This is a genomic window from Streptomyces sp. NBC_00989 (assembly GCF_045162655.1).
Classification (GTDB): domain Bacteria; phylum Actinomycetota; class Actinomycetes; order Streptomycetales; family Streptomycetaceae; genus Streptomyces.
In genome coordinates this window covers 2,436,199-2,461,826 of record NZ_CP108728.1, presented here as the reverse complement: position 1 = coordinate 2,461,826, position 25,628 = coordinate 2,436,199, and the positions used below count along the sequence as shown (strand labels likewise).

18 protein-coding genes and 1 pseudogene are annotated in these 25,628 nt (G+C 70.5%); 14 read left to right on the top strand and 5 right to left on the bottom strand.

The window, feature by feature from the left end:
- The first annotated feature begins 41 nt into the window (after window positions 1-41).
- Window positions 42-986, top strand: coding sequence for an AraC family transcriptional regulator (locus OG714_RS10665; protein ID WP_406120093.1), 945 nt, complete (start codon window positions 42-44; stop codon window positions 984-986).
- 126 nt (window positions 987-1,112) lie between these two features.
- Here the strand turns inward: OG714_RS10665 and OG714_RS10660 are convergent, their stop codons facing one another.
- Window positions 1,113-2,138, bottom strand: coding sequence for a phosphotriesterase (locus OG714_RS10660; protein ID WP_406120092.1), 1,026 nt, complete (start codon window positions 2,136-2,138; stop codon window positions 1,113-1,115).
- A gap of 79 nt (window positions 2,139-2,217) precedes the next feature.
- Window positions 2,218-2,919, bottom strand: a complete 702-nt coding sequence (locus OG714_RS10655; protein WP_406120091.1) for an alpha/beta fold hydrolase — start codon at window positions 2,917-2,919, stop codon at window positions 2,218-2,220.
- A gap of 267 nt (window positions 2,920-3,186) precedes the next feature.
- On the opposite strand from OG714_RS10655, the gene OG714_RS10650 reads away from it, so the two are divergent.
- Window positions 3,187-4,200, top strand: coding sequence for a glycoside hydrolase family 26 protein (locus OG714_RS10650; RefSeq protein WP_406120090.1), 1,014 nt, complete (start codon window positions 3,187-3,189; stop codon window positions 4,198-4,200).
- A 79-nt stretch (window positions 4,201-4,279) separates the two neighbouring features.
- On the opposite strand, the gene OG714_RS10645 is transcribed toward OG714_RS10650, so the two are convergent.
- Window positions 4,280-5,392 carry an arabinogalactan endo-beta-1,4-galactanase gene (locus tag OG714_RS10645; protein WP_406120089.1) on the bottom strand — a complete coding sequence of 371 codons (1,113 nt, stop codon included), beginning with the start codon at window positions 5,390-5,392 and terminating at the stop codon, window positions 4,280-4,282.
- 304 nt (window positions 5,393-5,696) lie between these two features.
- Here OG714_RS10645 and OG714_RS10640 point away from each other — a divergent pair, with 304 nt between their 5' ends.
- From OG714_RS10640 to OG714_RS10625, 4 genes are all read left to right on the top strand, one after another.
- Window positions 5,697-6,632 carry an ABC transporter ATP-binding protein gene (locus OG714_RS10640; protein ID WP_406120088.1) on the top strand — a complete coding sequence of 312 codons (936 nt, stop codon included), beginning with the start codon at window positions 5,697-5,699 and terminating at the stop codon, window positions 6,630-6,632.
- The gene (locus OG714_RS10635) at window positions 6,629-7,474 is read left to right on the top strand and encodes an ABC transporter permease (RefSeq protein WP_406120087.1); all 846 of its coding nucleotides are present in this window, start codon (window positions 6,629-6,631) and stop codon (window positions 7,472-7,474) included. The genes OG714_RS10640 and OG714_RS10635 overlap by 4 nt, the downstream gene beginning before the upstream one ends.
- A 92-nt stretch (window positions 7,475-7,566) precedes the next feature.
- Window positions 7,567-8,937 (top strand): sensor histidine kinase, encoded by a 1,371-nt coding sequence (locus tag OG714_RS10630; RefSeq protein WP_406120086.1) that lies wholly within the window; start codon window positions 7,567-7,569, stop codon window positions 8,935-8,937.
- Window positions 8,934-9,626: a response regulator gene (locus tag OG714_RS10625; RefSeq protein ID WP_406120085.1), complete on the top strand. Its 693-nt coding sequence runs from the start codon at window positions 8,934-8,936 to the stop codon at window positions 9,624-9,626. The genes OG714_RS10630 and OG714_RS10625 overlap by 4 nt, the downstream gene beginning before the upstream one ends.
- A gap of 16 nt (window positions 9,627-9,642) precedes the next feature.
- On the opposite strand, the gene OG714_RS10620 is transcribed toward OG714_RS10625, so the two are convergent.
- Entirely contained in the window at window positions 9,643-10,860 is a 1,218-nt protein-coding gene (locus tag OG714_RS10620) for a serine/threonine-protein kinase (protein ID WP_406120084.1), read from the bottom strand.
- Between the two features lie 218 nt (window positions 10,861-11,078).
- Here OG714_RS10620 and OG714_RS10615 point away from each other — a divergent pair, with 218 nt between their 5' ends.
- From OG714_RS10615 to fusA, 4 genes and pseudogenes are all read left to right on the top strand, one after another.
- Window positions 11,079-11,456: a hypothetical protein gene (locus OG714_RS10615; RefSeq protein ID WP_406120083.1), complete on the top strand. Its 378-nt coding sequence runs from the start codon at window positions 11,079-11,081 to the stop codon at window positions 11,454-11,456.
- 169 nt (window positions 11,457-11,625) lie between these two features.
- A complete protein-coding gene (locus OG714_RS10610) occupies window positions 11,626-15,495 on the top strand; it encodes a helix-turn-helix domain-containing protein (RefSeq protein WP_406120082.1) in 3,870 nt (1,289 codons plus the stop codon).
- A 155-nt stretch (window positions 15,496-15,650) separates the two neighbouring features.
- Entirely contained in the window at window positions 15,651-16,529 is an 879-nt protein-coding gene (locus OG714_RS10605) for an NlpC/P60 family protein (protein WP_406120081.1), read from the top strand.
- Between the two features lie 252 nt (window positions 16,530-16,781).
- Window positions 16,782-18,838: pseudogene (gene fusA, locus OG714_RS10600) on the top strand (elongation factor G).
- A 145-nt stretch (window positions 18,839-18,983) separates the two neighbouring features.
- Here the strand turns inward: fusA and OG714_RS10595 are convergent.
- Window positions 18,984-20,750 (bottom strand): coagulation factor 5/8 type domain-containing protein, encoded by a 1,767-nt coding sequence (locus tag OG714_RS10595; protein WP_406120080.1) that lies wholly within the window; start codon window positions 20,748-20,750, stop codon window positions 18,984-18,986.
- Between the two features lie 210 nt (window positions 20,751-20,960).
- On the opposite strand from OG714_RS10595, the gene OG714_RS10590 reads away from it, so the two are divergent.
- The 4 genes from OG714_RS10590 to OG714_RS10575 are packed head-to-tail and all read left to right on the top strand — an operon-like array spanning window position 20,961 to window position 25,531.
- Window positions 20,961-22,277, top strand: coding sequence for an ABC transporter substrate-binding protein (locus tag OG714_RS10590; RefSeq protein WP_406120079.1), 1,317 nt, complete (start codon window positions 20,961-20,963; stop codon window positions 22,275-22,277).
- Window positions 22,278-22,285: 8 nt separating this feature from the next.
- Window positions 22,286-23,281 carry a carbohydrate ABC transporter permease gene (locus OG714_RS10585; protein ID WP_406120078.1) on the top strand — a complete coding sequence of 332 codons (996 nt, stop codon included), beginning with the start codon at window positions 22,286-22,288 and terminating at the stop codon, window positions 23,279-23,281.
- Window positions 23,274-24,134: a carbohydrate ABC transporter permease gene (locus OG714_RS10580; protein WP_406120077.1), complete on the top strand. Its 861-nt coding sequence runs from the start codon at window positions 23,274-23,276 to the stop codon at window positions 24,132-24,134. Before OG714_RS10585 ends, OG714_RS10580 begins: the two co-directional genes overlap by 8 nt.
- A gap of 38 nt (window positions 24,135-24,172) precedes the next feature.
- On the top strand, window positions 24,173-25,531 hold the full coding sequence (locus OG714_RS10575) for a GH1 family beta-glucosidase (RefSeq protein WP_406120076.1): 1,359 nt from the start codon (window positions 24,173-24,175) through the stop codon (window positions 25,529-25,531).
- Window positions 25,532-25,628: the final 97 nt, after the last annotated feature.

The window sequence follows — 25,628 nt, the reverse complement described above, 5'->3', positions numbered from 1 at the left end:
CTGTCATGACCATCGCCGGATTCGGGTGCATAGGATGAGGTGTGTCCTCCTGGAGCCAAGCCCTGACCTTCTCCTCCGCGAGCGCCTGGGACGAGGTCTTCACCGGCTTCCACGGCGCGAGCCGCATCACGGTGCCCGACCGCCGCGCCCCGTGGACCGGGCGCCTGGAGTGGCAGCGGTCCAAGGCCTACGGCCTCGCGCAGTGTTCGCTCGGCGAGGAAGTGGTCCACCGGGACACCCGGCACATCCGCACCGATCCCCGCGGCACGCACGAACTCCTCGTCCCGCTCACCGGGTCGGCCTGGGTGGAGCAGGCCGGGGCGTCCGGCGAGATCGGACCCGGCGTCATGGCGCTGTGCGACATCGACCGGCCCCTGACGTTCGCGCACGGCACCGACCTCCGCAGCATCTCCCTGATCGTGAACGGCCACAATCTCTCCGCACGCAGCCGGCTCGCCGCCGGAGTACCGCAGTTGCTCCACGGAGACCGCGGACTCGGCCGGGTCATACGGCAGTTGACCACCACCCTGCACGAGGAGCGCGAGCACCTCTCCGAGACCACCTTCGACATCGCCTGCGACCGACTGCTCGACCTGGTGTGCCTGGCCGTGGAGGGCGGCGTCGACTCGGCGCCCACCGGCCAGCGGGCGAACGTCGAGGCCGAGATCCGGCGCTACGTCCGCGAGCGCGCCTGCGACCGTGACCTGGACGTCGTCGGCATCGCACGGGCGCTCGGCTGGTCCGCGCGTTACGTCCAGCAGGTGCTCCAGGCCGCGGGCACCACCTCGCGCGACCTGATCCGCCGCGAGCGGCTGAATGTCGCCAGAACCCGTCTGGCGAGCGCGAGTTGGACGACGTACTCGATCGCGGAGATCGCCCACGCCAGTGGCTTCGGCAGCCACGCCTCGTTCGCGACGGCGTTCCGCGCGGAGTTCGGGATGACTCCGCGCGAAGCGCGGCGCAACGGTCAGGACCCGGCCAAGTGAAGGGTGATGGTCCGGAGTTGACCAAGTGGGACGTGATGGGCGGGAGTTGACCAAGTGGGACGTGATGGGCGGGATTTGACCAAGTGGGTTGTGAAAGCCAGGAGTTGGTGAAGTGGCGGGTAGCGGCTAGGAGTCGGCCGGGGTGAAGTACCGCCGCGGATTGTCGACCAGCATGGTGCTGAGCTGTGCCTCCGTGACACCGGCGGTGCGCAGCGCCGGGAGCACCACGTCGTGCAGATGTGTGTGGTGCCAGTTGGGCGCGATCTGCTCCCGTACGCCCGGCGGGAACCAGTCGATGTGGCAGGACGCGTCGTGCGACAGGACCATCCGTTCCGCGAACCCCTCCCGGGCGAGGGCCGCGACGGTCGCCACCCGTTGGTCCTCGGGCAGCAGGACGTCGAGACCGAAGCGGTCCATGCCGACGTACGAGCCGTTGTCGATGAGCTGGTGCAGATAGTCCAGGTCGGCGGTGTCACCGCTGTGCCCGATGACGACGGCTCCTAGGTCCACACCCTCGCTGCGCAGCACGTCCTGCGCGACAAGTCCCGTACGGGCGGGGGCACTTGTGTGCACCGTGATCGGGGCGCCGGTGCGCAGATGGGCCTGGGCCACCGCGCGCATCACCCGCTCCACGCCCGGGGTGAGTTCGCCCTCGATCGCGCACTTCAGGAACGCGGCCCTGATGCCGGTGTCCGCGATGCCCTCGGTGAGTTCGCGGACGAACAGGTCGGTCATGCCCTCGGGGCCGCCGAGCAGGGTGCCCGGGCCGTGGTACCGGAAGAAGTCCGGGATGTCGGCGAGCGTGTAAATGCCGGTCGCCGCAACGATGTTGAGGTCCACCTGCGCGTTCACCAGCGCGACGCGGGCCACGTCGCGGCCGAGCCCGATGACGGTCGGGTCGACGAGCGTGGAGACCCCGGTCGCGGCGAGGGCCTTCAGCCGGGAGACGGCGTCGGCGACGCGTTCCTCCTCGTCCCAGGTCTCGGGGAGGCTCCGCCGGAGCTCTTCGCTGAGGACGAAGACGTGTTCGTGCATCAGGACGGAACCGAGGTCGGTCACGGGGACGGGGCCGCGGACGGTCTGGACCTGGGGGACTTGAGAGGCGGACTGGTGGACTTGAGAGGTGGATTGGGGGACTTGAGGGGTCGTCATGCTGATCCTTCGGTGCGTGCCCGGTATGCGCCCGGTGAACGGGCGGCCAGGGGTGGGGAGTTGCGTGTGGGCAGGGGTGTCAGCCGTCGGCGGAGTCGGCCGCGGCCTGTCTGATGAGGTCGGCGACGGCGTCCGGCCGGGACATGTACACGGAGTGGCCGGCGTCGGTCCCGGTGACGGTGCTGCCCGCCCGCCGGGCCATGGCCCGCTGCGCGGGAGGCGGGATCATGCGGTCGTCGGTCGCCACGAGGTACCAGCTCGGCTTGTGCCGCCAGGCCGGTTCGCCGATGGCGCCGCCGAGCGCGTCGAGCCCCCACGGCACCTGCGAGTCGGCCATGAACTCGGCCCATGCGACCGGGAGATCGGCCGCGAAGGACGCGTGGAACCGCGCCCGGTCGAGAAACAGGAACCCGTCGACCGGCGGCAGGATCGGCGGCACCGGCGCGCCGGACGCGGGGTCGGCGATCAACGTGCCGACGGACTCGCCCTTGTCGGGCACGAACGCCGCGACGTACACGAGCCCGGCGACCCGCTCGTGATGTCCGGCCCCGGTGACGACGGCCCCGCCGTAGGAGTGCCCGACCAGGAGCACCGGCCCGTCCAGCGCGTCCAGGACCCGCTCGGTGACCGCGACATCACCCGCGAGGGACAGCGTCGGATTCTGTACGACGCTCACCCGGAACCCGTCGCCGGTCAGCAGTCGGTGCACCTCCCGCCACCCGGAGCCGTCCACGAACCCGCCGTGGACGAGTACGACGTTCTTCACCCGTTCCGCGTTCATGGAACCGACTCTTCCAAGGGCACACGGGTGCGGTCTTTCGCGTCGGCGCGCAGTCCTTTCGCGGGAGCGTGATCCCGGCAGGGGCGGAAAGGCCGCCAGGAATCCCGGGTCGGCCGGCATGGTGCCTCACGTTCGGCGGTCATGTCGCCCATAGGGCGTTACGTCATCATCTTCCGCCCCGCGCTGATACGTTGCTCGGGCGTCGGAGCACCCCCACACCCGCCGCATCCGACGCCCCCACACGTCCCGCCGAAGAAGGAGAGCCGAGTGGCCCCGCACGGGACGCGCCGCACCCCGCCGGCCCTGTTCACCGTCGCCCTCGCGCTCATGCTGCTGGCCGGGCCGGCCTGTGTACCCGGCGTCGAATCCCCGCCCCCGCCCGTGAGAACCGCCCCGGCGCAGGCGTCCGGCCCGCCCACGGCCTACGGCGCCTACGTCGGTTACGGCGCCGAGGCCGTGCGGCGGGTCGCGGAGTTCGGTGCCTGGCTCGGGCGTCCCGAACCCCGGGTCGGGCACGCCTATCTGTCCGGGGAGAACTGGAGCGACATCGAGGGCGCCTCCGACGACCTTGCCCCGTGGGCCGACTGGCGTCGGGAGGAGCAGGACCGGCTGCTCGTGCTCAACGTGCCGATGCTGGACCGCAACGAGGACCACCTGCCCGACAGCGTGGTCCGCGCCGAACTGGCGGACGGGGCGGACGGACGGTACGACGACCACTTCCGCGCCCTCGCCCGGCGGCTGGTCCAACTGGGCGCGTCCGACACGGAGATCGTCCTCGGCTGGGAGATGAACGGCACCACCTACACCCACCGCTGCGCGCCCGACCCCGCCTCCTGGAAGCGCTACTGGACGCGCATCGTCACCGCGATGCGATCCGTCCATGGGCAGCGCTTCCGCTTCGACTTCACCCCCACCCGCGGCCGCGACGCGATCCCCTGGACCGACTGCTACCCCGGCGACGACTACGTCGACGTCATCGGCATGGACGCCTACGACGCCCCGCGCGGTCTGTCCTTCGCCCGGCAACTGACCGAGCCCTACGGGCTGTTGGCGCAGGCCGACTTCGCCCGCGCCCACCACAAGCCCATCGCCTACCCCGAGTGGGGCCTGTTCGAGAACGGCGACAACCCCACCTACATGCGCGGCATGCTCACCTGGATGGCAGGCCGGCGCCCCCTCTACCAGACGATCAGCGACTACTGCCCGCACGGTGTGTGGCGCTGCGGCGACAACCCCAAGTCCTCGGCCGTATACAGAGCCTTGACGGATCATCAGCCATGAGGGACGACGGGGAGCGGCACCGCCGGTGCCGCTCCCCGTTGTAGAGGCGGAAGTAGAGGTGAAGCGCCGAACTACCTTGCTACGGCGTCCACTTCACGTTCGGATTCACCTGGCCGGTCCAGTTGAAGATGGCCATGTTGTCCCAGCCGTCCCCGCTGTTCGCGATGTCGGCGGGGTCCCAGCCGTTGCCCGTGACCGCGTACCAGGTCGGCTCCCAGTAGAAGACGCCGATCGCACCCGCGCTCCGGGCCGTGTTCTGCACCGCCGTGAACTCAGCGCCCTGACCGGCCCACGTGAGCGGATAGCCCGAGCAGCCCGAAGTCACCGAGTTCGCCGTACTGTCCGCGTCGGACGAGGTGAACGGGTAGGCCGTCTCCGCGATGATGACGTCCTTGCCGTAGCGCGACTTCATGTCCGAGACGACGCTGCCCATGTTGGCCAGCGTGCCGTGCCACATGCAGTAGTAACTCAGCCCGGTGATGTCCCAGTTGACGCCCTGCGCCTTGATGCCGTCATAGAACCAGCGGGCGTTGGAGTCGCTGTCCGCGTCGGCCGTGTGGATGATCACCTGGGTGGAACTGTTGCACGCCTTGGTCGCGTTGTAGCCCGACTTCAGCAGCAGGCCGAGGTTGGTGAAGCTGTTGTTGACGACCTTGCCGTCGTCCCACAGCATGCCGACGTTGATCTCGTTGCCGATCTGCACGCTGTCCGGGGTGGTCCCCTGGGACTTGAGGCTGTTGCAGACGTCGTAGGTGTAGTTGTAGACGTCGGTCTGCAGTGCGCTGATGCCGTGGCTCGACCAGGCCGCCGGCTTGTACTGCTTGCCCGGGTCGGCCCAGGTGTCCGAGTAGTGGAAGTCGATCAGCAGCTTGAGACCCTTGGCCTTCACCTGCTTCGCGTACGCCAGCACCTTCGCCTTGTTGTTGTAGCCGCTGGCGGGGTTGTTCCAGATCCGCAGGCGGACGTAGTTGACGCCGGCGCCCTTGAGGATGTCCAGCGGATCCTTGGCGGTCCCGCTGGAGTCGTAGTACTTGGCGCCGAGATCGATGGCGCGCTGTGCGGACGAGACGTCCGCGCCGAGCATGGTGAGCGAGTTCGCGGCGGCGGCGTTCGTGGGAGTGAGCAGCGCCGCCGGCAGGGCGACTGCGGCCAGCAGCAAGGCGGCCTTCACTATGCGGCCCGGGATTTTCACGGGGTACCCGACCTCCTTGGGTCGACTGACATGCGCATGCGGTTGTTTCTGAGAACGTTCACAGTAGGAGAGGTAACAGGCGCTGTAAATATGTGTGTCGGTTGTATTTCTCGCAGTTGGTGGGCGTGTTGTGTGTGCGAGCGGGGTGGGAACGTACACAACCCGGAGCGCACAGTGGTACCGCGGTACTACGCCCACGCCCTCAATGACCCCGCGGTACGACGGTTTCGGGACCCCCGCGCTCCTAGCGTTGCCGGTGGGAAGGCCCAGTGGGGGCGGCGGTACGTGAGCGTGAGGGAAACCGATGATCGAGGCACACCAACTGACGAAGCGGTACGGGGAGAAGATGGCGGTCGACCGGCTGGACTTCGTCGTCCGGCCCGGCACCGTCACTGGTTTCCTGGGCCCCAACGGCGCGGGGAAATCCACCACGATGCGCATGATCGTCGGCCTGGACGCGCCCACCAGCGGCACCGTCACGGTCAACGGCAAGCCCTACGCCGAGCACGGCGCACCGCTCCAGGAAGTCGGCGCACTTCTTGAGGCCAAGTCGATCCACCCCGGCCGCTCCGCGTTCGACCACTTGATGGCGCAGGCCCACACGCACGGCATCCCGCGCCGCCGGGTCGACGAGGTCATCGAACTGACCGGAGTCCAGTCCGTGGCCAGGAAGCGGGCCGGCGCCTTCTCCCTCGGCATGGGCCAACGGCTCGGCATCGCCGCCGCGTTGCTCGGCGACCCGGCGACCGTCATGCTCGACGAACCCGTCAACGGCCTTGATCCCGAGGGCGTGTTGTGGATCCGCAACCTGCTGACCGGGCTCGCGGCGGACGGCCGTACCGTCTTCGTCTCCTCGCACCTGATGAGTGAAATGGCGCTGGTCGCCGACCACTTGATCGTCGTCGGACGGGGGCGGCTGCTGGCCGACACCACCGTCCAGGACCTGGTCCGGCACGCGGGCGGCGACACCGTCACCGTGGCCTCCGAGCAGCCGGCCAGGCTGCGCGAGGTCCTCGCCGGTCCCGGCGTCGAGATCAGCGGCGAGGTCGGTTCCGAGGAGCTGCACGTCACCGGGCTGACCGCGCGCGCCATCGGTATCAGGGCCGCCGAGCACGGCATTCCGCTCTTCGAACTCAGCGCGCGGACCGTCTCGTTGGAGCAGGCGTTCATGGACCTGACCCGGGACGCCGTCGAGTACCACGGCTCCACCACCGTCGAGACCTCCGGGAGGGCCGCATGAGCACCGTCACCGCGACCGACAGCGTCGCACCCGCACCGGTGAAACCGGCCCGTCCGCCGTACAAGGTCACCGGGCGCCGGGTGCTGCGCTCCGAGTGGGCCAAGCTGTGGTCCCTGCGCTCCACCTGGATCACCCTGGGCCTGGGCCTGCTGTTCCTGATCGCGTTCGGCCTGATCGCCGCCGCGCACTACAAGTCCTCTTACGGCTCAGGCCACTTGAGGGCCGACGACGCCAACTCCACCGCGCTCGACATCTCCCTGTTCGGTACGAACTTCGCGCAGCTCGCGCTCGGTGTGCTGGGCGTCCTGGTCACCGCCGGCGAGTACTCGACCGGCATGATCCGCTCCACGCTGGCCGCCGTGCCGCGCCGGCTGCCGGTGCTGTGGTCGAAGGCACTCGTGTTCGGCGTGGTCGCGTTCGGGATCTCCCTCGTCGGGGTGTTCGTCGCGTTCCCGATCGTGAGCGGCATCGTCTCCGGCACCCCCGCCGCTCTCACCTTCTCCCACTCCGGAGTCGTACGGAGCCTGCTCGGTGCCGGTCTCTACCTCGGCCTGGTCGGTGTGATCGGCACCGCGCTGGGCGCGCTGCTGCGCTCGGTCGCCGGCGGCATCTCGGTCCTCGTCGCCACGTTCATGCTGGTGCCGGGTCTGATCTCGCTGCTGCCCAGCTCCTGGCAGGACGACATCAGCCCCTATCTGCCGAGCAACGCGGGCGGGTCGATGTTCGCGCTGACCCACGACTCGACGACCCTGTCACCCACCGCCGGACTCCTGGTCTTCCTCGGCTGGACGGCCCTCGCGCTGGCCGGGGCCGCGTACCGGCTGGTGCGGACCGACGCCTGAGGTCTCCGGGGCCGGGTGTCCGACGCCCGAACGTCTCGCACCCGGCCCCACAATGAACAGGTGACCTCGATGAACCCGGACCAGTGACACCGATGAGCCTCGACGACCCCGCCCACGTGCTGTTCGCGGAGACGGACCTCCCGTGGAGTCATCCCCTGGCCGGCGGACTGTCCCGGCTCGGCCGGCGGATCAAGCAGGGCGACCGGCGGCACCCCTGGGTGCTGGACACGGCCCTGACGGTCATGGCCGCTCTGGTGTTCTGCCTGCCGGACCTGGTGGACGACGACGACGGCCGGCGGCGCGGCTTCGACAACAGCTTCATCCATCTGCCCTGGCCGGCGACCGTCGCGCTACAGGCCGGACTGGTGCTGCCGCTGCTGCTGCGGCGCCGCAGACCGACGCTGGCCTTCGCGCTGATCGCCGCGGTGTTCTTCGTGCAGGCGGGGCTGGGCGTCTGGCTGCGCGCCGACGTCGCCCTGCTGATCTCCCTCTACAGCCTGGTCCTGCACGGGCAGTTGCGCCGGCTGCCCGTCGCCTGCGCGGTCACCCTCGCCGCCCTGGGGCTGTTCGCGCTGCGGCTGCCGCCCGAAGTGCCCGTCCTGGACGCGCTGTTCGTCCTGTTCAGCACGATCACGGCGGCGGTGGCGCTCGGCTTCGTGGTCCGCATCCGACGCGCCCAGCTCGCCGTACTGCGCGACCGCGCGGCCCGCCTGGAGATCGAACGCGACCAGCGCTCCAAACTGGTCGCCGCCGCCGAACGCACCCGTGTGGCACGGGAGATGCACGACATCATCGGCCACAACCTCTCCGTCATCATCACCCTCGCCGACGGCGGCGCCTACGCCACCGACCTCGCCCCCGAGCGCGGCAAGCAGGCCCTGCTCCTCATCGGCGACACCGGACGCCAGGCACTCGGCGAACTGCGCCGCATGCTGGGCGTGTTGCGCGTCCAGAGCGCCACACCGGACGCCCCCGAACTCAGCCCGCAGCCGGGCATCGCCGACCTCGACGCCCTGTGCGCCCGCATCCGCGCCGCCGGACCGCAGGTCGTGTACCGCACCGGCGGCGACCCCGCCGCCCTGGACCGCGGGGTCCAGCTCACCGTGTACCGCATCGTCCAGGAAGCCCTCACCAACGCCCTCAAGCACGCGGGCCACGACACCCGCGTCGAACTCGCGGTGAACGTCGAGGAGTCACGGGTGCGCGTCGACTGCCACGACACGGGCCCGGCGGGGACCCTCACCGGACCCGCACCGAGCCACGACGAAGGACACGGACTCGCCGGCATGAGAGAACGCGCCGCCCTTTACCACGGCACCGTCACCGCGGGCCCCGCTCCGGGCGGCGGCTGGACGGTACGGGCCACCCTCGACCCCACCCCGCTCACCGGGAGCGAGAGTGCGAGCGGGACCGAGACAGGGACAGGGACCGGAACAGCGACAGGGACCGGGGGTGCGGCATGACGACCGTGCTCATCGTGGACGACCAGCCCCTCCAACGCCTGGGTTTCCGCATGCTGTTGGAGGCCAACCCCGACACCGAGGTGGTCGGTGAGGCCGGCCACGGCGGCGAGGCGGTGCGGATGGCCGCCGAACTGCGTCCCGACGTGATCCTGATGGACGTACGGATGCCCGGCATGGACGGCATCGAGGCCACCCGCCGGGTCGTCGCGGCCGGCGACCGTTCGCGCGTCCTCATCCTGACCACCTTCGACCTCGACGAGTACGCCCACGAGGCATTGCGCGCGGGAGCCAGCGGCTTCCTCCTCAAGGACGCCCACCCCGAGGAACTCCTCGCCGGCATCCGCGCGGTGGCCTCCGGCGACGCCGTCATCGCCCCCGCGCTCACCCGCCGTCTGCTGGACGCCTACGCCCAGCATCTGCCGAGGAGTTCACCGGCGGGACCCGCGCCGGCGCCCGCGACGGACGACCCCCGCATCCGCGCCCTCACCGAACGCGAGCGCGAGATCCTCGTCGCCATGGGCAGGGGCTGGACCAACGGAGAGATCGCCGAGCGCCTCTTCCTCTCCGAGTCCACGGTGAAGACGCACGTCGGCCGCGTCCTGGCGAAGGTCGGGGCCCGCGACCGCATCCAGGCGGTGATCCTGGCCTACGACCTCGGCCTCGCCCGCCCCAACTCGCCCGACCAGTAAGGTGATTCGGCTCCCGCTAGGGCCGCGGCGGGATGAACTGTTCGACGACGAGCGTGAGTTGGTCGATCCAGTCGTCGAGCTCGGCCTCGCTGCGGGTGGTGACCCGGCAGGTGTGGGTCACGCCGTTGGTGAGCAGGACGGCCACGGTGAGGCCGTAGCCCCGGCCGGTCTCGGTGTGGGTGACCGCGGAGACGGCGTACCAGGGGAAGTCGACGGGGCTGCCGTTGACGCCGAGGGAGATGCCGTGGCCGTCGGCGACGACGGCGTTCCTGTGGTCCATGGCGAGGAACTCCACGACCTCGCCCGGGACACTCCCCGGCACCGGGGACGGCACCGGCACCGGCACCGGGGACGGAGGGGCGGGCGGATACGGCGGCATCGCGGGCGGGGGCGCGACCCCGGCGGGCATCGTCGGCGGGGGTACGGCCATGGTGGGTGTGTAGTGGACCGGTCCACCGCTGTGCGGGGCGGCGAGCATGTCCAGCAACTGATCGGTGCCGGGCCGGTGTTGGGGGTCCCTGGCCATACAGGCGGTCACCGTCGGCCGGAGCGGGCCGGGTACCGCCGACAGGTCGGGCTCGTGGTGGACGGAGCGGTACATCAGCATGACCGGCGTACCGTCCCCGAACGCGCTGCCTCCGGCCGCCGCCACCAGGACGGCACCGAGCGCGAAGACGTCCGCGGCGGGAGTGACCTGCTCGCCCTCGGCCTGCTCCGGGGCCAGGAATCCGGGGGTGCCCACCGCGATCCCGGTCATGGTCAGCCGGGAGCCCTCCACGGCCCGCGCGATACCGAAGTCGACGACCCGGGGGCCGTCGTCGGACATGATGATGTTGCTCGGCTTCAGATCGCGGTGCACCAGGCCGCAGCCGTGGATCGCCTGGAGCGCCTCCGCGAGCGCCAGCCCCAGTCGCCGTTGCGCCGGCTCGGCCATCGGCCCGCGCGCGGCGAGCAGATCGGCGAGGGTCGGACCGGGCACGTAGGCGGTGGCGAGCCAGGGCATCGGGGCGTCCGGATCCGCGTCCACGACGGGCGCCGTGTGGAAACCGCCCACCGCGCGGGCGGCCGTGATCTCCGAGCGGAAACGTTCCCTGAACCCCGCATCCCCCGCGAGTTCCGGCTTGGCCACCTTGACCGCCACGCTCCGCCCGCCGCGCGATCTCGCCAGATAGACGGTGCCCATCCCGCCCTCGCCGAGCACCCGCTCGATCGTGTACGTGCCGATCCGCTCCACCCCGGTCCCCCTCCCCGCTGTCGCTCCCCGTGCGTCACCCTAGAACAGCGCCCCGGTTGCCCGCCGGTCAACAACTTCCCTGCTCACCCCGGGTTTCCCGCGCGCCCCTCCGACGGGCAACAGGAAACCCGTCGACCCCGGAACTCCCCCGGGACAGGCTGATCCCGTCAGCACGAAGCACGGCCTGCGGCGACGCAGGAGACCCACTAGGGGGAGACATGCGCAAGATGTTGGGCGGCGCCGCCGCGTTCGTGACCGCGGCCGTCACTGTGGTGGCGATGAGCGGGGCGGCCCAGGCGAAGCCCGCCGACGAGACCCCTTGGGACGGGTGCCCGTCCGGGGCGGTCTGCATCTACGGCGAGGGAGTGGTCCCGGCGGACAACCCGCACCCGACCAACGTGTACTACAGCTACGGCGCCCACAACCTCAGCAACCAGCTGGGCTACCACTGGATCCTCAACAACCAGACCGGCGGCGCGACCGCGAGCGTGTGCAACGGCTACAACGGCACGAACTGCACCCTGACGATCGCCCAGGACTGGGCCTACCGCCTCAACTTCACACCCATCAACTCCATCACCCTCAACCGGCCGTAACGGGATCTTCCGAAGCGGGGGAGCACTGCCGGGACCGGTCCACACCGGTTCCGGCAGTCCCGCTTTTTCGCCACTCCGGGTGAAAGCCCTGTCTCCCTGTCCGACCCCCGCAGTAACCTGGGCATCCGCCGTCTCACGATCCGGGCAGGCCGGTGCCAGGGGGGACGCCTTGGGGGATCAGCAGTACGACCACGCGGGCGCCGACCGGACCGACCAGCCGGGAAACACCGCACAGGCCACGTCGTCCTTTCCCGCGCAGCTGCGACGGCTGCGCCGGGAGCGCGGCCTGTCTCTGGCCGATCTCGCACGTCAGACGCACTACAGCAAGGGCTATCTCAGCAAGATCGAGACCGGCGTCAAGCGGGCGACCGTCGACGTGGCCCGCCAGTGCGACCACATCCTGCGCGCCGAGGGCGAGTTGCTCCGGCTGGTGCGCGAGACGGGCCCGGCCGACCGCGGCGGCGCGGCGACCACCGACACCGGTACGCCCGCCTGTCCGTATCGCGGACTGTCGGCGTTCACCCCGCAGGACGCGGCCTGGTTCTTCGGCCGGGAGCGGTCCACGGCCGCACTCGTCGAGCGGGTCTTCCAACGCGTGGGCGGCGGACCGCTGTTGCTCGTCGCCCCGTCCGGCGCCGGCAAGTCCTCGCTCCTGAACGCCGGTCTCGTACCGGCGTTACGCCGCCCCGGCGGCTTCCCGATGCCCGGCGCCGAACGCTGGCCCGTCGTCGCGCTCACGCCCACCGCCCATCCGCTGGACGAACTCCTCGAACGTACGGCGAAGGTCCTCGGCAGCGATCTCGACCTCACCGCACGGCAGTTGGCCGACCGCCCCGAGGCGCTGCTGGAAGCGGTCCGCGCCCGTTCGGAGGGCGCCCCGGCCGGTCCGGACGGCCGCCGCCCGCCGCCCGTCCGGCCGGTGCTGCTGGTCGACCAGTTCGAGGAACTGTTCACCCTCTGCTCCGACGAGAGCGAGAGACGGGCCTTCGTACGGGTCCTGTGGGCGCTGTCCACCGGCCCGCACCCCGCCGTCGTCGTGCTCGGCGTCCGCGCCGACTTCACCGGCCGCTGCCTCGAACTCCCGGAACTCGCCCCGGTGTTCACCGACGGACTGTTCGTCCTGCTCCCCATGTCCGTGGCGGAACTGCGCGCGTCCATCACCCGCCCCGCCGAACTCGCCGGCGTCACCCTCGAACCCGGCCTCGTCCCCCTCCTCCTGCGCGACGCGGGGCTGCGCGACGAACCCGGGACCGCGGACCGCGCCGCCGACCCCGCCCGCGACGACACCCCGTCCGGCGCCCTGCCCCTCGTCTCCCACGCCCTCCTCGCCACCTGGCAGCAGCGCGAGGACACCACCCTCACGGTGGCCGGATACGAGCGCACCGGCGGCATCCAGGGCGCCATCGCCCGCACCGCCGAGACGGTGTTCGCCCAGCTGTACCCGGCCGAGCAGAAGACCATCCGGCGCGTCCTGTCCCGGCTCGTCCACGTGTCCGACGAGGGGACCGTCGCGACCCGGCGCCGCGCCGGCCGCAGCGCCCTGATGGAACAACTCGCCGACGCCGACGCCGCGTCGACCGCCCTCGACGTCTTCGTCCGGGCCCGGCTCATCACCGTGGACCGGGACACCGTCGAGATCACCCACGAGGCACTGCTGCACGCCTGGCCCCGGCTGCGCGACTGGATCCACGCCGACCGCGCCGGACTCCTCATCCACCAGCAACTCGCCCACGCCGCCGCCGAATGGGAGCGCGAGGACCGCGACCCGTCCGCCCTCTACCGTGGCACCCGCCTCGACACGGTCCGCGCCTGGGCCGACGAACTCGACGGCCGCAGCCGCATCGGCCCCCGCGAAGAGGCCTTCCTCGAAGCCAGCCAGGCCGAGGAGGACGCGCGGCAGCATCTGGCGCGGCGTCAGATCCGGTTCCGCCAGGCCCTGTTCGCCACCCTCGCCGTCCTCCTCGGCCTCGCCGTGACCGCCGGCGGCCTCGCCTACCAGCAGCGCGCCGGCGCCCTCGACCAGGAACGCGTGGCCCGCTCCCAGGCCCTCGCCGTGCGGTCCACCTCCCTGGCCGGCAGCCAGCCCGAGGCCTCGATGCTCCTCGCCGAGGAGGCCTACCGCGCCGACCGCACCCCCGAGGCCCGCGGCGCCCTGCTCAGCACCCAGGCCCAGGCCTTCTCCGCCCGCCTCGTCGGCCGGCACGGCCCGGTCAACGCGGTCGCCTTCGCCCCGAACGGCAAGCTCCTCGCGACGGCCGGTTCGTACGGAACCGTACAACTGCGCCGCACCACCGATCACCGTACGACCGCCACGCTCACCCTGCCCGGACGGGTCCGCTCGGTCGGCTTCAGCCCCGACGGGGCCGCCCTCGCGGCGACGTCGAGCGATGGACCGGTCCGGATCTGGGGCACCGCCGACCACCGGGTGGGGGCCCTGCTGCCCGCGACCACCACCGGCGCCCGCGCGCTCGCCTTCGACCCCCGCGGCCGTAGCGTCGCGGTCGCCGGAGACGATGGAACGGTCCAACTGTGGGACATCGGCGGCGACCACCCGACCGCGGTGCGGCTCGTCGGGCACACCGGCCGGGTCAACACGCTGGCCTACGCCCCGGACGGCAGGACCCTGGCCTCGGGCGGCTCCGACCGGACCGTACGGCTGTGGGACACCGACCGGGGACGGCCGCTCGCCGTGCTCAAGGGGCACACCGACGAAGTGCTCGGGGTGGCGTTCGCGCCGGATGGGCGGAGCCTGGCCTCCGGGGGCGTCGACCGGACTGTACGCCTGTGGGACGTGGCCTCGCACCGGTCCACGGCAACGCTCACCGGACACAGCGACGACGTCAACGCCGTCGCCTACACCCCCGACGGCGGCACGGTCGTCAGCGCGGGCGGCGACGGCACGACCCGGCTGTGGGACGTGCGCACGGGACGGCCGGCCGCGATCCTCGCCGGGCACACCGACTACGTGATGTCCGTCGCCGTGAACTCCGCCGGGACGACGCTCGCCACCGGCGGCTTCGACCAGTCGGTGGTGCTGTGGGACCTGCGTGGACCGGTCCTGACGGCCCGCCCGTTCACCGAGGTCTCGCAGGCCGCGTACAGCCCGGACGGGACGCTCCTCGCGACCGCCGACGCGGACCACACCGTACGGCTGTGGGACGTGGCCCGGCACCGGGTCGTGACGACGTTCACGGGCCACCGCGAGAGCGTGTTCTCGGTGGCGTTCGCCCCGGACGGGCGGACCCTCGCGTCGGCGGGCTCGGACGGCACGGTCCGGCTCTGGGACGTCCGCGCGCACCGAGCGCTCGCGACCCTCACCGGCCACACCGGGGACGTCTTCTCGGTCGCGTTCGCACCCGACGGCCGCACCCTCGCCTCCGCGGGCGCCGACCGCACGGTCCGCGTCTGGGACGTCCACGGCCACCGCCAACTCACCGTCCTCAACGGCCACTTGGACTCCGCCAACGATGTCACCTACAGCCCCGACGGCCGCACCCTCGCCAGCGCGGGCGACGACCTGACCGTCCGCCTCTGGGACACGGCGACCCACCGCCCGCTCGCCACCCTCTCCGGCCACACCGGCGCGGTGCGAGGCGTGGCCTTCAGCCCGGACGGGCGGACTCTCGCGAGCAGCAGCAACGACGGCACGGTCCGCCTGTGGGACGTCCGCCACCGCCGCTTCGAGGCCTCCCTCACCGGCCACACCGGATCCGTGCGCGGCCTCGCCTTCTCGCCGGACGGCCACCTCCTCGCGAGCAGCGGCAGCGACCGTACGATACGGCTCTGGGACGTGGCCGGGCGGCGGCCGTGGGCCACGCTCACCGGGCACACGAACGCGGTGTGGGGCGTCGCGTTCGCCCCCGACGGGCGGACCCTCGCGAGCAGCAGCAACGACGGGACCGTCCGCCTGTGGGACCTGGACCTCGGCGACCGGCTCACCCGAATCTGCCGCCTGCGCACGGCAATTGGCCCCCGGGAGCGGAAGACGCTGGTGCCAGGGCTGGCCGTGTCGTTCACGGCCGGGTGTGCGAAGCCCTGAGCGCGGATGGCCAAGTGCCCCTGGTGGGAGGGGGTTTCCCCAGGGTTTCCCGTTGCCCTTCCGGGTGGGGTGACGCCGGGTCCTCGACCGGTCGGACCGGGGTCGGCAGGGTGGTGCACGACCAGTTACGGACCACAGAAAACGGGGGTCCCGGCATGCTCCGGCGGACCGGAATCATCGGCACACTCATCGGGCTCTTCGCCCTCCTGCTCTGGGCACCGGCGGCCGTCGCCGCACCAGCCGCACCAGCCGCACCAGCCGCACCAGCCGCACCGGCGGCCAGTGGCTGCGGTGTCCTCGCCCCCGGCGCCTCGGCCGCCGCGCAGAGCGCGATCGCCGCGGCCTGCGCCCAGGTCGACGCGGGCACCTGGTACACGTGGGGCGGCGGCCACGGCGCGCGGCCCGGCGCCACCTACGGCCAGGTCGACCCCACCGACCCGGCCAGCGAACACGACCCGGAGCGGCTCGGGTTCGACTGCTCAGGCCTGGTGCGTTACGCCTACGCGCAGGCCGCCGGGTCCGACATCCTCAACGGGGACGCGAGCCGGCAGTACTACACCACGCACGCCGCAGCCCGTTTCACCGCCGCCCAGGGACTCGCCCCGCTGCTCCCCGGCGACCTGCTGGCCTACGGCGACTCGGCGGACCTGCACCACATCGCGATCTACCTCGGCGCGGGCAAGATGGTCGAGGCCAAGCAGTCCGGCACTCATCTGATGGTCAGTGACGTCCGCCTGAGCCCCGACTACTTCGGGGCCGTCCGCGTCAACACCGGTGCGGTGACCGGGCATGTCTTCCAGACCTGGGGCACCGGCGTCTGGACGAAGACCGCGCCCTCGGTCGGCGCCACGCGCGTCTACGCCTTCCCCGGCCCGACCAGCATCCGCGTCGAGTGCCAGAAGCACGCGGAGACCGTCACCTCCGACGGCTACACCAACGATGCCTGGGCCTACCTGCCCGACTACAAGGCCTGGATGACCAACATCTACATCCAGGGACCGGCCTGGCTGGACGGCGTCCCCACCTGCACCTGACCCGCAGCAGAAAAACCACATGCCCCACCACCCGGGCTTCCCTACACTCGCCACATCCGTTGACGAGTGAGGGGAGCCCGCCGTGCGTGACCGCACCGCCGTGATCCTCCTGTCCTCGTCCCTCCGGTGCCCGCTGCGCGGCCGGCACCGGACGCCCGTGACGTGACAGCTTTCTGACGCACCGTCAATTCACCTCTCCCGCACGGGAATCGCGCCGCCCTGCACGGAATCACTTTCGAAAGGCCACGGGCCGTGCGCACCGAACGCCCTCTCACCAACCCGCTCTCCGCCGTCCGCAACCTGGGCATCCTCGCCCACGTCGACGCCGGCAAGACCACCGTCACCGAGCGGTTCCTCTACCTCACCGGCACCACGCACAAGCGCGGTGAGGTCCACGACGGCACGACCGTCACCGACTTCGACCCCCAGGAGCGAGACCGTGGCATCACCATCTTCGCCGCGGCCGTCACCTGCGCGTGGGACGGTCACCGGATCAACCTGATCGACACCCCGGGACACGTCGACTTCGCCGACGAGGTGGAACGGTCCCTGCGCGTTCTCGACGGCGCGATCGCGGTGTTCGACGCCGTCGCGGGCGTGGAACCGCAGAGCGAGTCTGTGTGGCGCCAGGCCGACCGGTACGGCGTGCCGCGGATCGCCTTCGTCAACAAGCTGGACCGCGCGGGCGCCGACCTCGACTCGGCCGTCGCCTCCATCCGCGAACGGCTCCATCCGGCGCCGCTGGTGGTGCAGTTGCCGATCGGCACGGAGGACGGCTTCACCGGAGTCGTCGACCTGCTGCGCCTACGGGCCCTGGTGTGGACCGACGGCGCCGACACGGCGGCGGAAGTCCCGTTCCCGGAGGGCCTGTTGGAGGAGGCGCGACGGCGCAGGCGGCTGCTGGAGGAGGCGGTGGCGGAGCTGCACGCGGGTGCGCTGGAGGAGTTCTACGACCGATCGACCCTGTCCGCCGAGACGTTGAGCACCGCCCTGCGCGACCTCACCCGCACCGGCGACGGCGTGGTCGTGCTGTGCGGCTCGGCCTACCGCAACCGTGGCATCGAACCGCTGCTGGACGCCGTGGTGGCGTATCTGCCCTCGCCGTCGGACGTTCCGCCGGTACGGGGGACGTACGACGGCGGCGAGCAGGAGCGGGCGGCCGATCCTCAACTGCCGTTCTCCGCACTGGCGTTCAAGGTGAGCGCGACCGCGACCGGGCGGCTGACCTACCTGCGGATCTATTCGGGCACGATCGAGAAGGGAGACACCGTGTGGGACCCGGGCGCGCGGCGCACCGAGCGGATCGGGCGCATCCTGCGGGTGCAGGCCGACCGGCACGAACGGCTGGACCGGGCGGTCGCCGGGGACATCGTCGCCGTGGTCGGGCTGAAGTCCGCCCGCGCGGGCTCGACCTTGTGCGCGCCGGACGCCCCGCTCGTCCTCGAACCGCCCACGGTCGCCGACCCGGTGGTGTCCGTGGCGGTCGAGGCCCGCAGGAGCACCGACACCGGCCGACTGGCCTCGGCGCTCGCCCAACTGGTCGAGGAGGAACCCTCGTTGGTCGTCCGGACCGACGCCGAGACCGGCCAGACGGTTCTGTCCGGCATGGGCGAACTGCACCTGGAGGTCGCGGTGGAGAAGATCCGCCGGGCGACCGGCGTGGACGTCAACGTCGGCCGCCCGAGGGTCGCTTACCGCGAGACGGTCGTGCGCGGGGTGTCCGGGCTGGTCTTCCGGCACGTCAAACAGGACGGCGGATCAGGGCAGTTCGCGCATGTCGTGCTCGACGTCGAGCCGATGGAGGGGCTCGGCTTCGAGTTCCGCTCGGCGGTCGTCGGCGGGCGGGTGCCGCAGGAGTACGTCCGCTCGGTGGAGGCCGGGTGCCGTGACGCCCTCAACGAGGGGCCGATCGGCGGTTTCCCGGTGACCGGGCTGCGCGTCACGCTGACCGACGGGGCGACCCATGTGAAGGACTCCTCGGAGACGGCGTTCCGCACGGCCGGCCGCCTCGGCCTGCGGGAAGCCCTGCGCGCCTGTACGACGGTCCTCCTCGAACCGGTCGTCGAGGTCACCGTCACGGTGCCCGAGGACGCGGTCGGCGGAGTGCTCGGCGACCTGGCCGCCCGGCGCGGCCGCGTCACCGGCTCGACGGCCCGCACGGGGTCGGCGATCGTCACGGCGACCGTGCCGCTGGCCGAACTCTTCGGCTACGCGACGCGGTTGCGCAGCCGTACGCAGGGCCGGGGCACGTTCACCGCCCGGCCGACGGGATACACGCGCCCGCGCCGGGTGCGGTGACCGTCCGGTGACGGTGGCGGGTGCGGACCGAAGGGGGAGCTTCGGCCCGCACCCGCCACGTACTGAGGGACTCCGGGGGTCTCACCGACTCCCGGGGGGTTTCACCAACTCCTCGGGATCTCAGGGACTCCCGGGATCTCGGGGACTCCTGGGATCTCAGGGGTACGAGACCACCGTGGACGGCACGGTCGACGTGCCCGAAGTCGCCGCGCCCGTCTCGTTGATGACGTGTTCGTACTGGCCCTGCCCGCCGAGCGAGACGACGAGCAGGTCGTGGAACTTCACGCCCGAACGGGTCGGCGCCGCGAAGCCGTTGTGCTGCACGATCGTCGGGTCGACGTTGTAGTAGCAGTAACTGCCGAGGCCCCAGCCTTCGTGCACCGTCACGTTGGCACCGACCTTGTAGGCCGCGTAGCCCTTGACCGAGCCGTTCTGGATCGCCGCCTGGTTCGGGGCGTCGTACGCCTTCTCGTTCTGGAAGAAGATCGTGCGGCCCCGTTCGCCGTTCCACTGCACGTCGTACTTGTTGAAGTGCTCCACGAACAGGCCGGTGGCCAGCACGTCGGCGCCGTTGACGACGAGGCCGTAGTCGGCCCGGTTGGTGTCCCAGCCGATGCCCGTGCCGTGGTCGGCGCGCCAGAGCCAGGTGTGGTCGACGATGGTGTGGCGGTTGTTGATGACCATGCTGGTGGTGGCCTTGCCCGCGCCCGCGCCGCCGATGCGGACGAACACGTCCTGCACGGTGGTCGGGTTGGCGGAGTGGTCCGTCGTCGTGCCCGACGGGCCGACTTCCAGCAGGGTGTTCGAGTTGACCGTGCCCGCGTCGATCAGGAAACCGGCCAGCCGTACGCCGTCGACGTCTGCCGTCTTGAGGGCCGTAACTCCGTTGTCCGGGACGAGAGTTGCGTAACCCAGGCCCAGGACGACGGTGTTGGCGCGGTTCACCTGGATCGGCTGGTCCAGGTGGTAGATCCCCGGGGTCAGCAGGAGGTGAAGTCCCTGCGTGAGCGCCTGGTTGAGGGTGGCCGCCGTGACGCCCGGCTTCGCTACGTAGAACTGGGACAGGGACAGCGAGGTGCCGCGCGGTGTGCCGTTGCCCCACGTCACGCCGCTCGCGTTGGTGCGCTTCTCCGGGAGGAAGACGCGGTACTCGGTGCCGTTGAGGTAGAGGAAGGGCTTCTCGCGGGAGACCGGTGTCGTGGCGAGGGTGGTGTACACCGGGTTCGGGAAGCCCTGTGCCGGCGCGCCCTGCACGCCCGAGAACACCATGTTCCAGACGCCGTTGAGCCAGCTGCCGATCGCGCTGTCCCGGGTGTACCACTGCTGCTGCGAGTACGGCTGGACCTGGCCGTCGATCCGGCTGTCGGCGATGTAGCCGCCGCTGGCCCAACCGTAGCCGTTCGGGGAGAGGTTGAGGCTGCCGCGCACATGCATACGACGGAAGGGGGCCGCCTGAGCCACGGCCCACCTGTTGGTCCCGCTCACGGGCACGAGCGCGAGGTTCTCCGCCGAACGCCAGAAGTTCTGGGTGGCGTTGCCGTTGAACCAGCCGGCGTCGACCGTGATGTCACCGTTGATCGTGGTGTCGTCGGGGGAGAGGCCGAGCCCGGAGATCGAGGTGTAGAAGCCGAGTTGGGCGTTGAGCCCGTTGTACGTGCCCGGCTTGAACAGCAGTTGATAGCGGCCGGTGCCGAACTGGGCCGTCTCCTGCTGGGCGAAGATCTGGTCCAGCCTGGCCTGGATGCCGGCGGTGGACGGGTCGAAGACGATCACGTTGGGGCCGAGATCGCCGCCGCCGGGCAGGGCGCGCGGGGTCACCGCGGTGGGGGTGGCGGGGGCGGCGGAAGCGGCTGTGGGCAGGCCGGCCAGCGCGGACGCGGCGGCGGCCGCACCGAGGACTGTTCTGCGTCGAACTGAGGACATGTCGCGGCTCTCCTTGTTCATGAAATGAACGCCGGTGGGGTTGGGAGCGCTCTCTCGCGGGGGAATGCTTCAGGTCCGTGAACGCGGCCGTCAAGAGGTACGACCGAGTTCGACGAGTGGCGTCCAAACTCTTGACGCCTTTGGCTTCCGAGGTTTAACTCACGTCCTAAATTAAGTCGTGAGTGCATTCCCTGAAGGGACACCCGGAGTATGCGCAGCATCCGAGCCGCGGCCGTAGGCGCCGTCACCATGTCACTCGCCCTAGCGGCCACGGCCTGCGGAGGCGGTTCGTCCACGGGTGGGGGATCCAACGACTCGCCCAAGACGCTCACCTACTGGGCCTCCAACCAGGGCGCCAGCATCGCGATCGACAAGAAGGTCCTCCAGCCCGAGCTCGACAAGTTCAAGCAGCAGACCGGCATCACGGTCAAGCTGGAGGTCGTGCCCTGGTCCGACCTCCTCAACCGCATCCTCACGGCCACGACTTCCGGCCAGGGCCCCGACGTCCTGAACATCGGCAACACCTGGAGCGCCTCCCTCCAGGCCACCGGCGCCTTCCTGCCGTGGAGCACGGCCAACTTCGCGAAGATCGGCGGCAAGGACCGCTTCGTCGACTCCGCGCTCGGCTCCACCGGCGCCACGGGCAAGGACCCGGCGTCCGTCCCGCTGTACTCGATGGCGTACGCGCTCTACTACAACAAGCAGATCTTCGCCGACGCGGGCATCTCCGGGCCACCCACCACCTGGGCCGAACTGGTCGCCGACGGCAAGAAGATCGAGGCGAAGGGCAAGCAGGCGCTCGGTGCCGAGGGCGCCAACGTCTCCGAGAACATCCACCACGCGTTCGTCTTCGCCAAGCAGCACGGCGCCGACTTCTTCACCGCCGACGGCAAGGCCGACTTCACCAACGACGGTGTCGTGGCGGCCGTCAAGCAGTACGTCGACCTGATGGCCAAGGACAAGGTCATCCCGGTCGGCAACGCCGAGTACGCGCAGAACCAGTCCGTCAGCGACTTCGCCAAGGGCAAGACAGCGATGCTGATGTGGCAGTCGGCCTCCGCCAACCTCAAGTCCCAGGGGATGAGCGAGAGTTCGTACGGCATCGCCCCGATACCCGTGCAGTCCGGCACCCCGGGCACCGGCGTACAGACCAACTCGATGGTGGCGGGCATCAACCTGGCCGTCTTCAAGAACACGAACAACTTGGACGGTTCCACCAAGTTCGTGAAGTTCATGACGAGCGACGCCGAGCAGAAGATCCTCAACACCGCCTACACCTCCATCCCGCCGGTGAAGACCGCGCAGGAGGACACCGCGTTCAACACCCCCGCGAACGCCGTCCTGAAGAACACCCTCGCCACCAGCGCCGCCGCGCTGCCGCAGGTCGCCGACGAGTCGCAGTTCGAGACGGCGGTCGGCACGGCCGTCAAGGACCTGTTCGCCGACGCCGCCGCCGGCCGCGCGGTCACGACGGCGTCGGTCAAGGCGGAGCTCGAAAAGGCTCAGCAGCAGATGCCGGCGAAGTGAGTGCGACTGTGACGAGCACTGTCACCCCGGAGACCGCCGTGCGGAAGGACTCTTCCGCCACGGCGGCCCCCGGGCCGCGCCGCCGCCGTACCGACCGGATCCGCCGGATCGGACTGCCGTATCTGCTGCTCCTGCCCGCCCTGATCCTCGAACTCCTGGTCCACCTGGTGCCGATGGTCATCGGCATCGTCATGAGCTTCAAGGAGCTCACCCAGTTCTACATCCGCGACTGGGGCACCGCGCCCTGGTCCGGCTTCGACAACTACAAGGTCTCCGTGGACTTCAGCGCCCCCGTCGGCAAGTCGCTGCTCCACTCCTTCTTCGTCACCGTCGGCTTCACCCTGCTCTCGGTCGGCTTCTGCTGGCTGATCGGCACGGTCACGGCGATCTACATGCAGGACAACTTCCGCGGCCGGGGCCTGTTGAGAGCGCTCTTTCTCATCCCGTACGCGCTGCCGGTGTACGCGGCCGTCATCACCTGGGTGTTCATGTTCCAACACGACAACGGCCTGGTGAACCACGTCCTGCACGACCAGCTGCACATCACCAGCAAGCCCTCGTTCTGGCTGATCGGCGACAACAGCTTCTACGCGCTGCTGATCGTGCACGTGTGGAAGGGCTGGCCGTTCGCCTTCCTCATCGTCATGGCCGGCCTGCAGAACATCCCCAAGGAGCTGTACGAGGCCGCGTCGATCGACGGCGCCGGCCGGTTGCAGCAGATCCGCCGCATCACCCTGCCGTCGCTGCGCCCCGTCAACCAGGTGCTGGTCCTCGTCCTGTTCCTGTGGACGTTCAACGACTTCAACACGCCGTACGTCCTGTTCGGCAGGGCGGCACCCGAAGCCGCGGACCTCATCTCGGTACACATCTACCAAGCCTCGTTCGTCACCTGGAACTTCGGCACCGGCTCGGCCATGTCGGTCCTGCTGCTCCTGTTCCTGCTCGTCGTCACCGGCGTGTATCTCGTCATCACCTCACGCGGACGGAGGTCGGCCGATGTCTAGTGCCAGTTCCCCGATGGCCCCGCCCCGCTCCTTCATCTGGTCGCGGCGGATCTTCCTCACCCTGCTCGCCGGCTTCGTCCTGGTGCCGGTGTACGTCATGCTCTCCAGCTCCCTGAAACCGCTCTCGGACGTCACGGGCAAGTTCCGCTGGCTGCCGAGCGGGCTGACGATCCGCCCGTACATCGACATCTGGTCGACGGTCCCGCTCGCGAAGTACTTCATGAACTCGCTGATCGTGTCCGTCGCCGCGACCCTCTGCTCGGTGGTGATCGCGGTCTTCGCCGCGTACGCCGTCAGCCGCTACGAGTTCCGCGGCAAGCGCGCCTTCACGGTCACCGTCCTGTCGACGCAGATGTTCCCGGGCATCCTCTTCCTCCTCCCGCTGTTCCTCCTCTACGTCAACATCGGCAACGCCACGGGCATCGCCCTGTTCGGCTCGCGCGGCGGCCTGATCCTGACGTACCTCACCTTCTCCCTGCCCTTCTCCATCTGGATGCTGATCGGCTACTTCGACTCCGTGCCACGGGACTTGGACGAGGCCGCGCTGGTCGACGGCTGCGGACCGCTCGGCGCGCTGCTGCGCGTCGTCGTACCGGCCGCGATCCCCGGCATCGTCGCGGTCGCCGTCTACGCCTTCATGACCGCGTGGGGAGAAGTGCTCTTCGCCTCCGTCATGACGAACGACTCGACCCGCACGCTGGCCGTCGGACTCCAGGGCTACTCCACGCTCAACGACGTGTACTGGAACCAGATCATGGCCGCCTCGCTGGTCGTCAGCGTGCCCGTGGTCGCCGGCTTCCTGCTGCTGCAGCGCTATCTCGTCGCCGGGCTGACGGCGGGCGCCGTCAAGTGACCGACCCGACCAACTCCGCTGACCGTAAAGGGACTTCAGTGACCATCGACTTCGCCGCACTCCCGCACGACTTCCTGTGGGGCACGGCCACAGCGGCGTACCAGATCGAGGGAGCCGTCGCCGAGGACGGACGCGCGCCGTCGATCTGGGACACCTTCTCGCACACTTCCGGAAAGATCGCGAACGGCGACAACGGCGACGTCGCCTGCGACCACTACCACCGCTGGCGCGAGGACCTCGGCCTGATGCGCCAACTCGGCGCCAACGCCTACCGGTTGTCGATCGCCTGGCCCCGCGTGATCCCCGGCGGCGACGGCCCGGTGAACCCCAAGGGCCTCGCGTTCTACGACGAGTTGGTGGACGGACTCCTGGAGGCGGGCATCACCCCCTCCGTCACCCTCTACCACTGGGACCTGCCGCAGGCGCTCCAGGACCGCGGCGGCTGGCCCGAGCGCGCCACCGCCGAGCACTTCGCCGCGTACGCCTCGGTCGTGGCCGAACGCCTCGGCGACCGCGTCACCCACTGGACGACCCTCAACGAGCCCTCCTGCTCGGCCTGGATCGGCCACCTCGAAGGCAAGATGGCCCCGGGTTGGACCGATCTGACGGCCGCAGTCCGTGCCTCCTACCACCTGCTGCTCGGCCACGGCCTCGCCGCCCATGCGATCCGCGCCGCCGCCCCGAACGCCCAGGTCGGCATCGTCAACAACCTCTCCACGGTGTACCCCGCCTCCGACCGCGAAAGGGACGTGCAGGCCGCCCGCCGCCAGGACGGCCACGTCAACCGCTGGTGGCTCGACCCGATCCACGGCCGCGGCTTCCCGGCCGACATGGTCGAGACGTACGGCGTCGAACTCCCGGAACAGCCGGGCGACTTGGCGACCATCGCCGCACCCCTGGACTGGCTCGGCCTGAACTACTACTTCCCGGCGACCGTCGCCGACGACCCCACCGGCCCCGCCCCCTACACCCGCGCCGTGCGCCGCCTCGGCGTCCCGCGCACCGGCATGGACTGGGAGATCGACGCGTCCGGCATCGAGACCCTGCTGCTCCGCCTCACCGAGGAGTACGACCCGCGCAGGATCTACGTCACCGAGAACGGCTCCTCGTTCCCCGACGTCGTACGCCCCGACGGCACCATCGACGACCCGGAGCGCCAGGACTACCTGGTCCAGCACCTCGCGGCCTGCGCCTCGGCGGCCCGCAAGGGCGCCCCGCTGGCCGGCTACTTCGCCTGGTCGCTGCTCGACAACTTCGAGTGGGCGTACGGCTACGAGAAGCGTTTTGGACTGGTCCACGTGGACTACGAGACCCAGGTCCGCACGATCAAGGGCTCCGGCCGCCGGTACGCGGACATCATCCGCGACCACCGCAGCCGGGCCCGGCGCGCGGCCTGAACAAGGCCGCCCCGGTGGGCGCGGGCGGGGGAGCCCGCACCCACCGGGGCACCACCATCCCCATCGTGCCCGCCATCCCCATCCGTCCCATGCATGT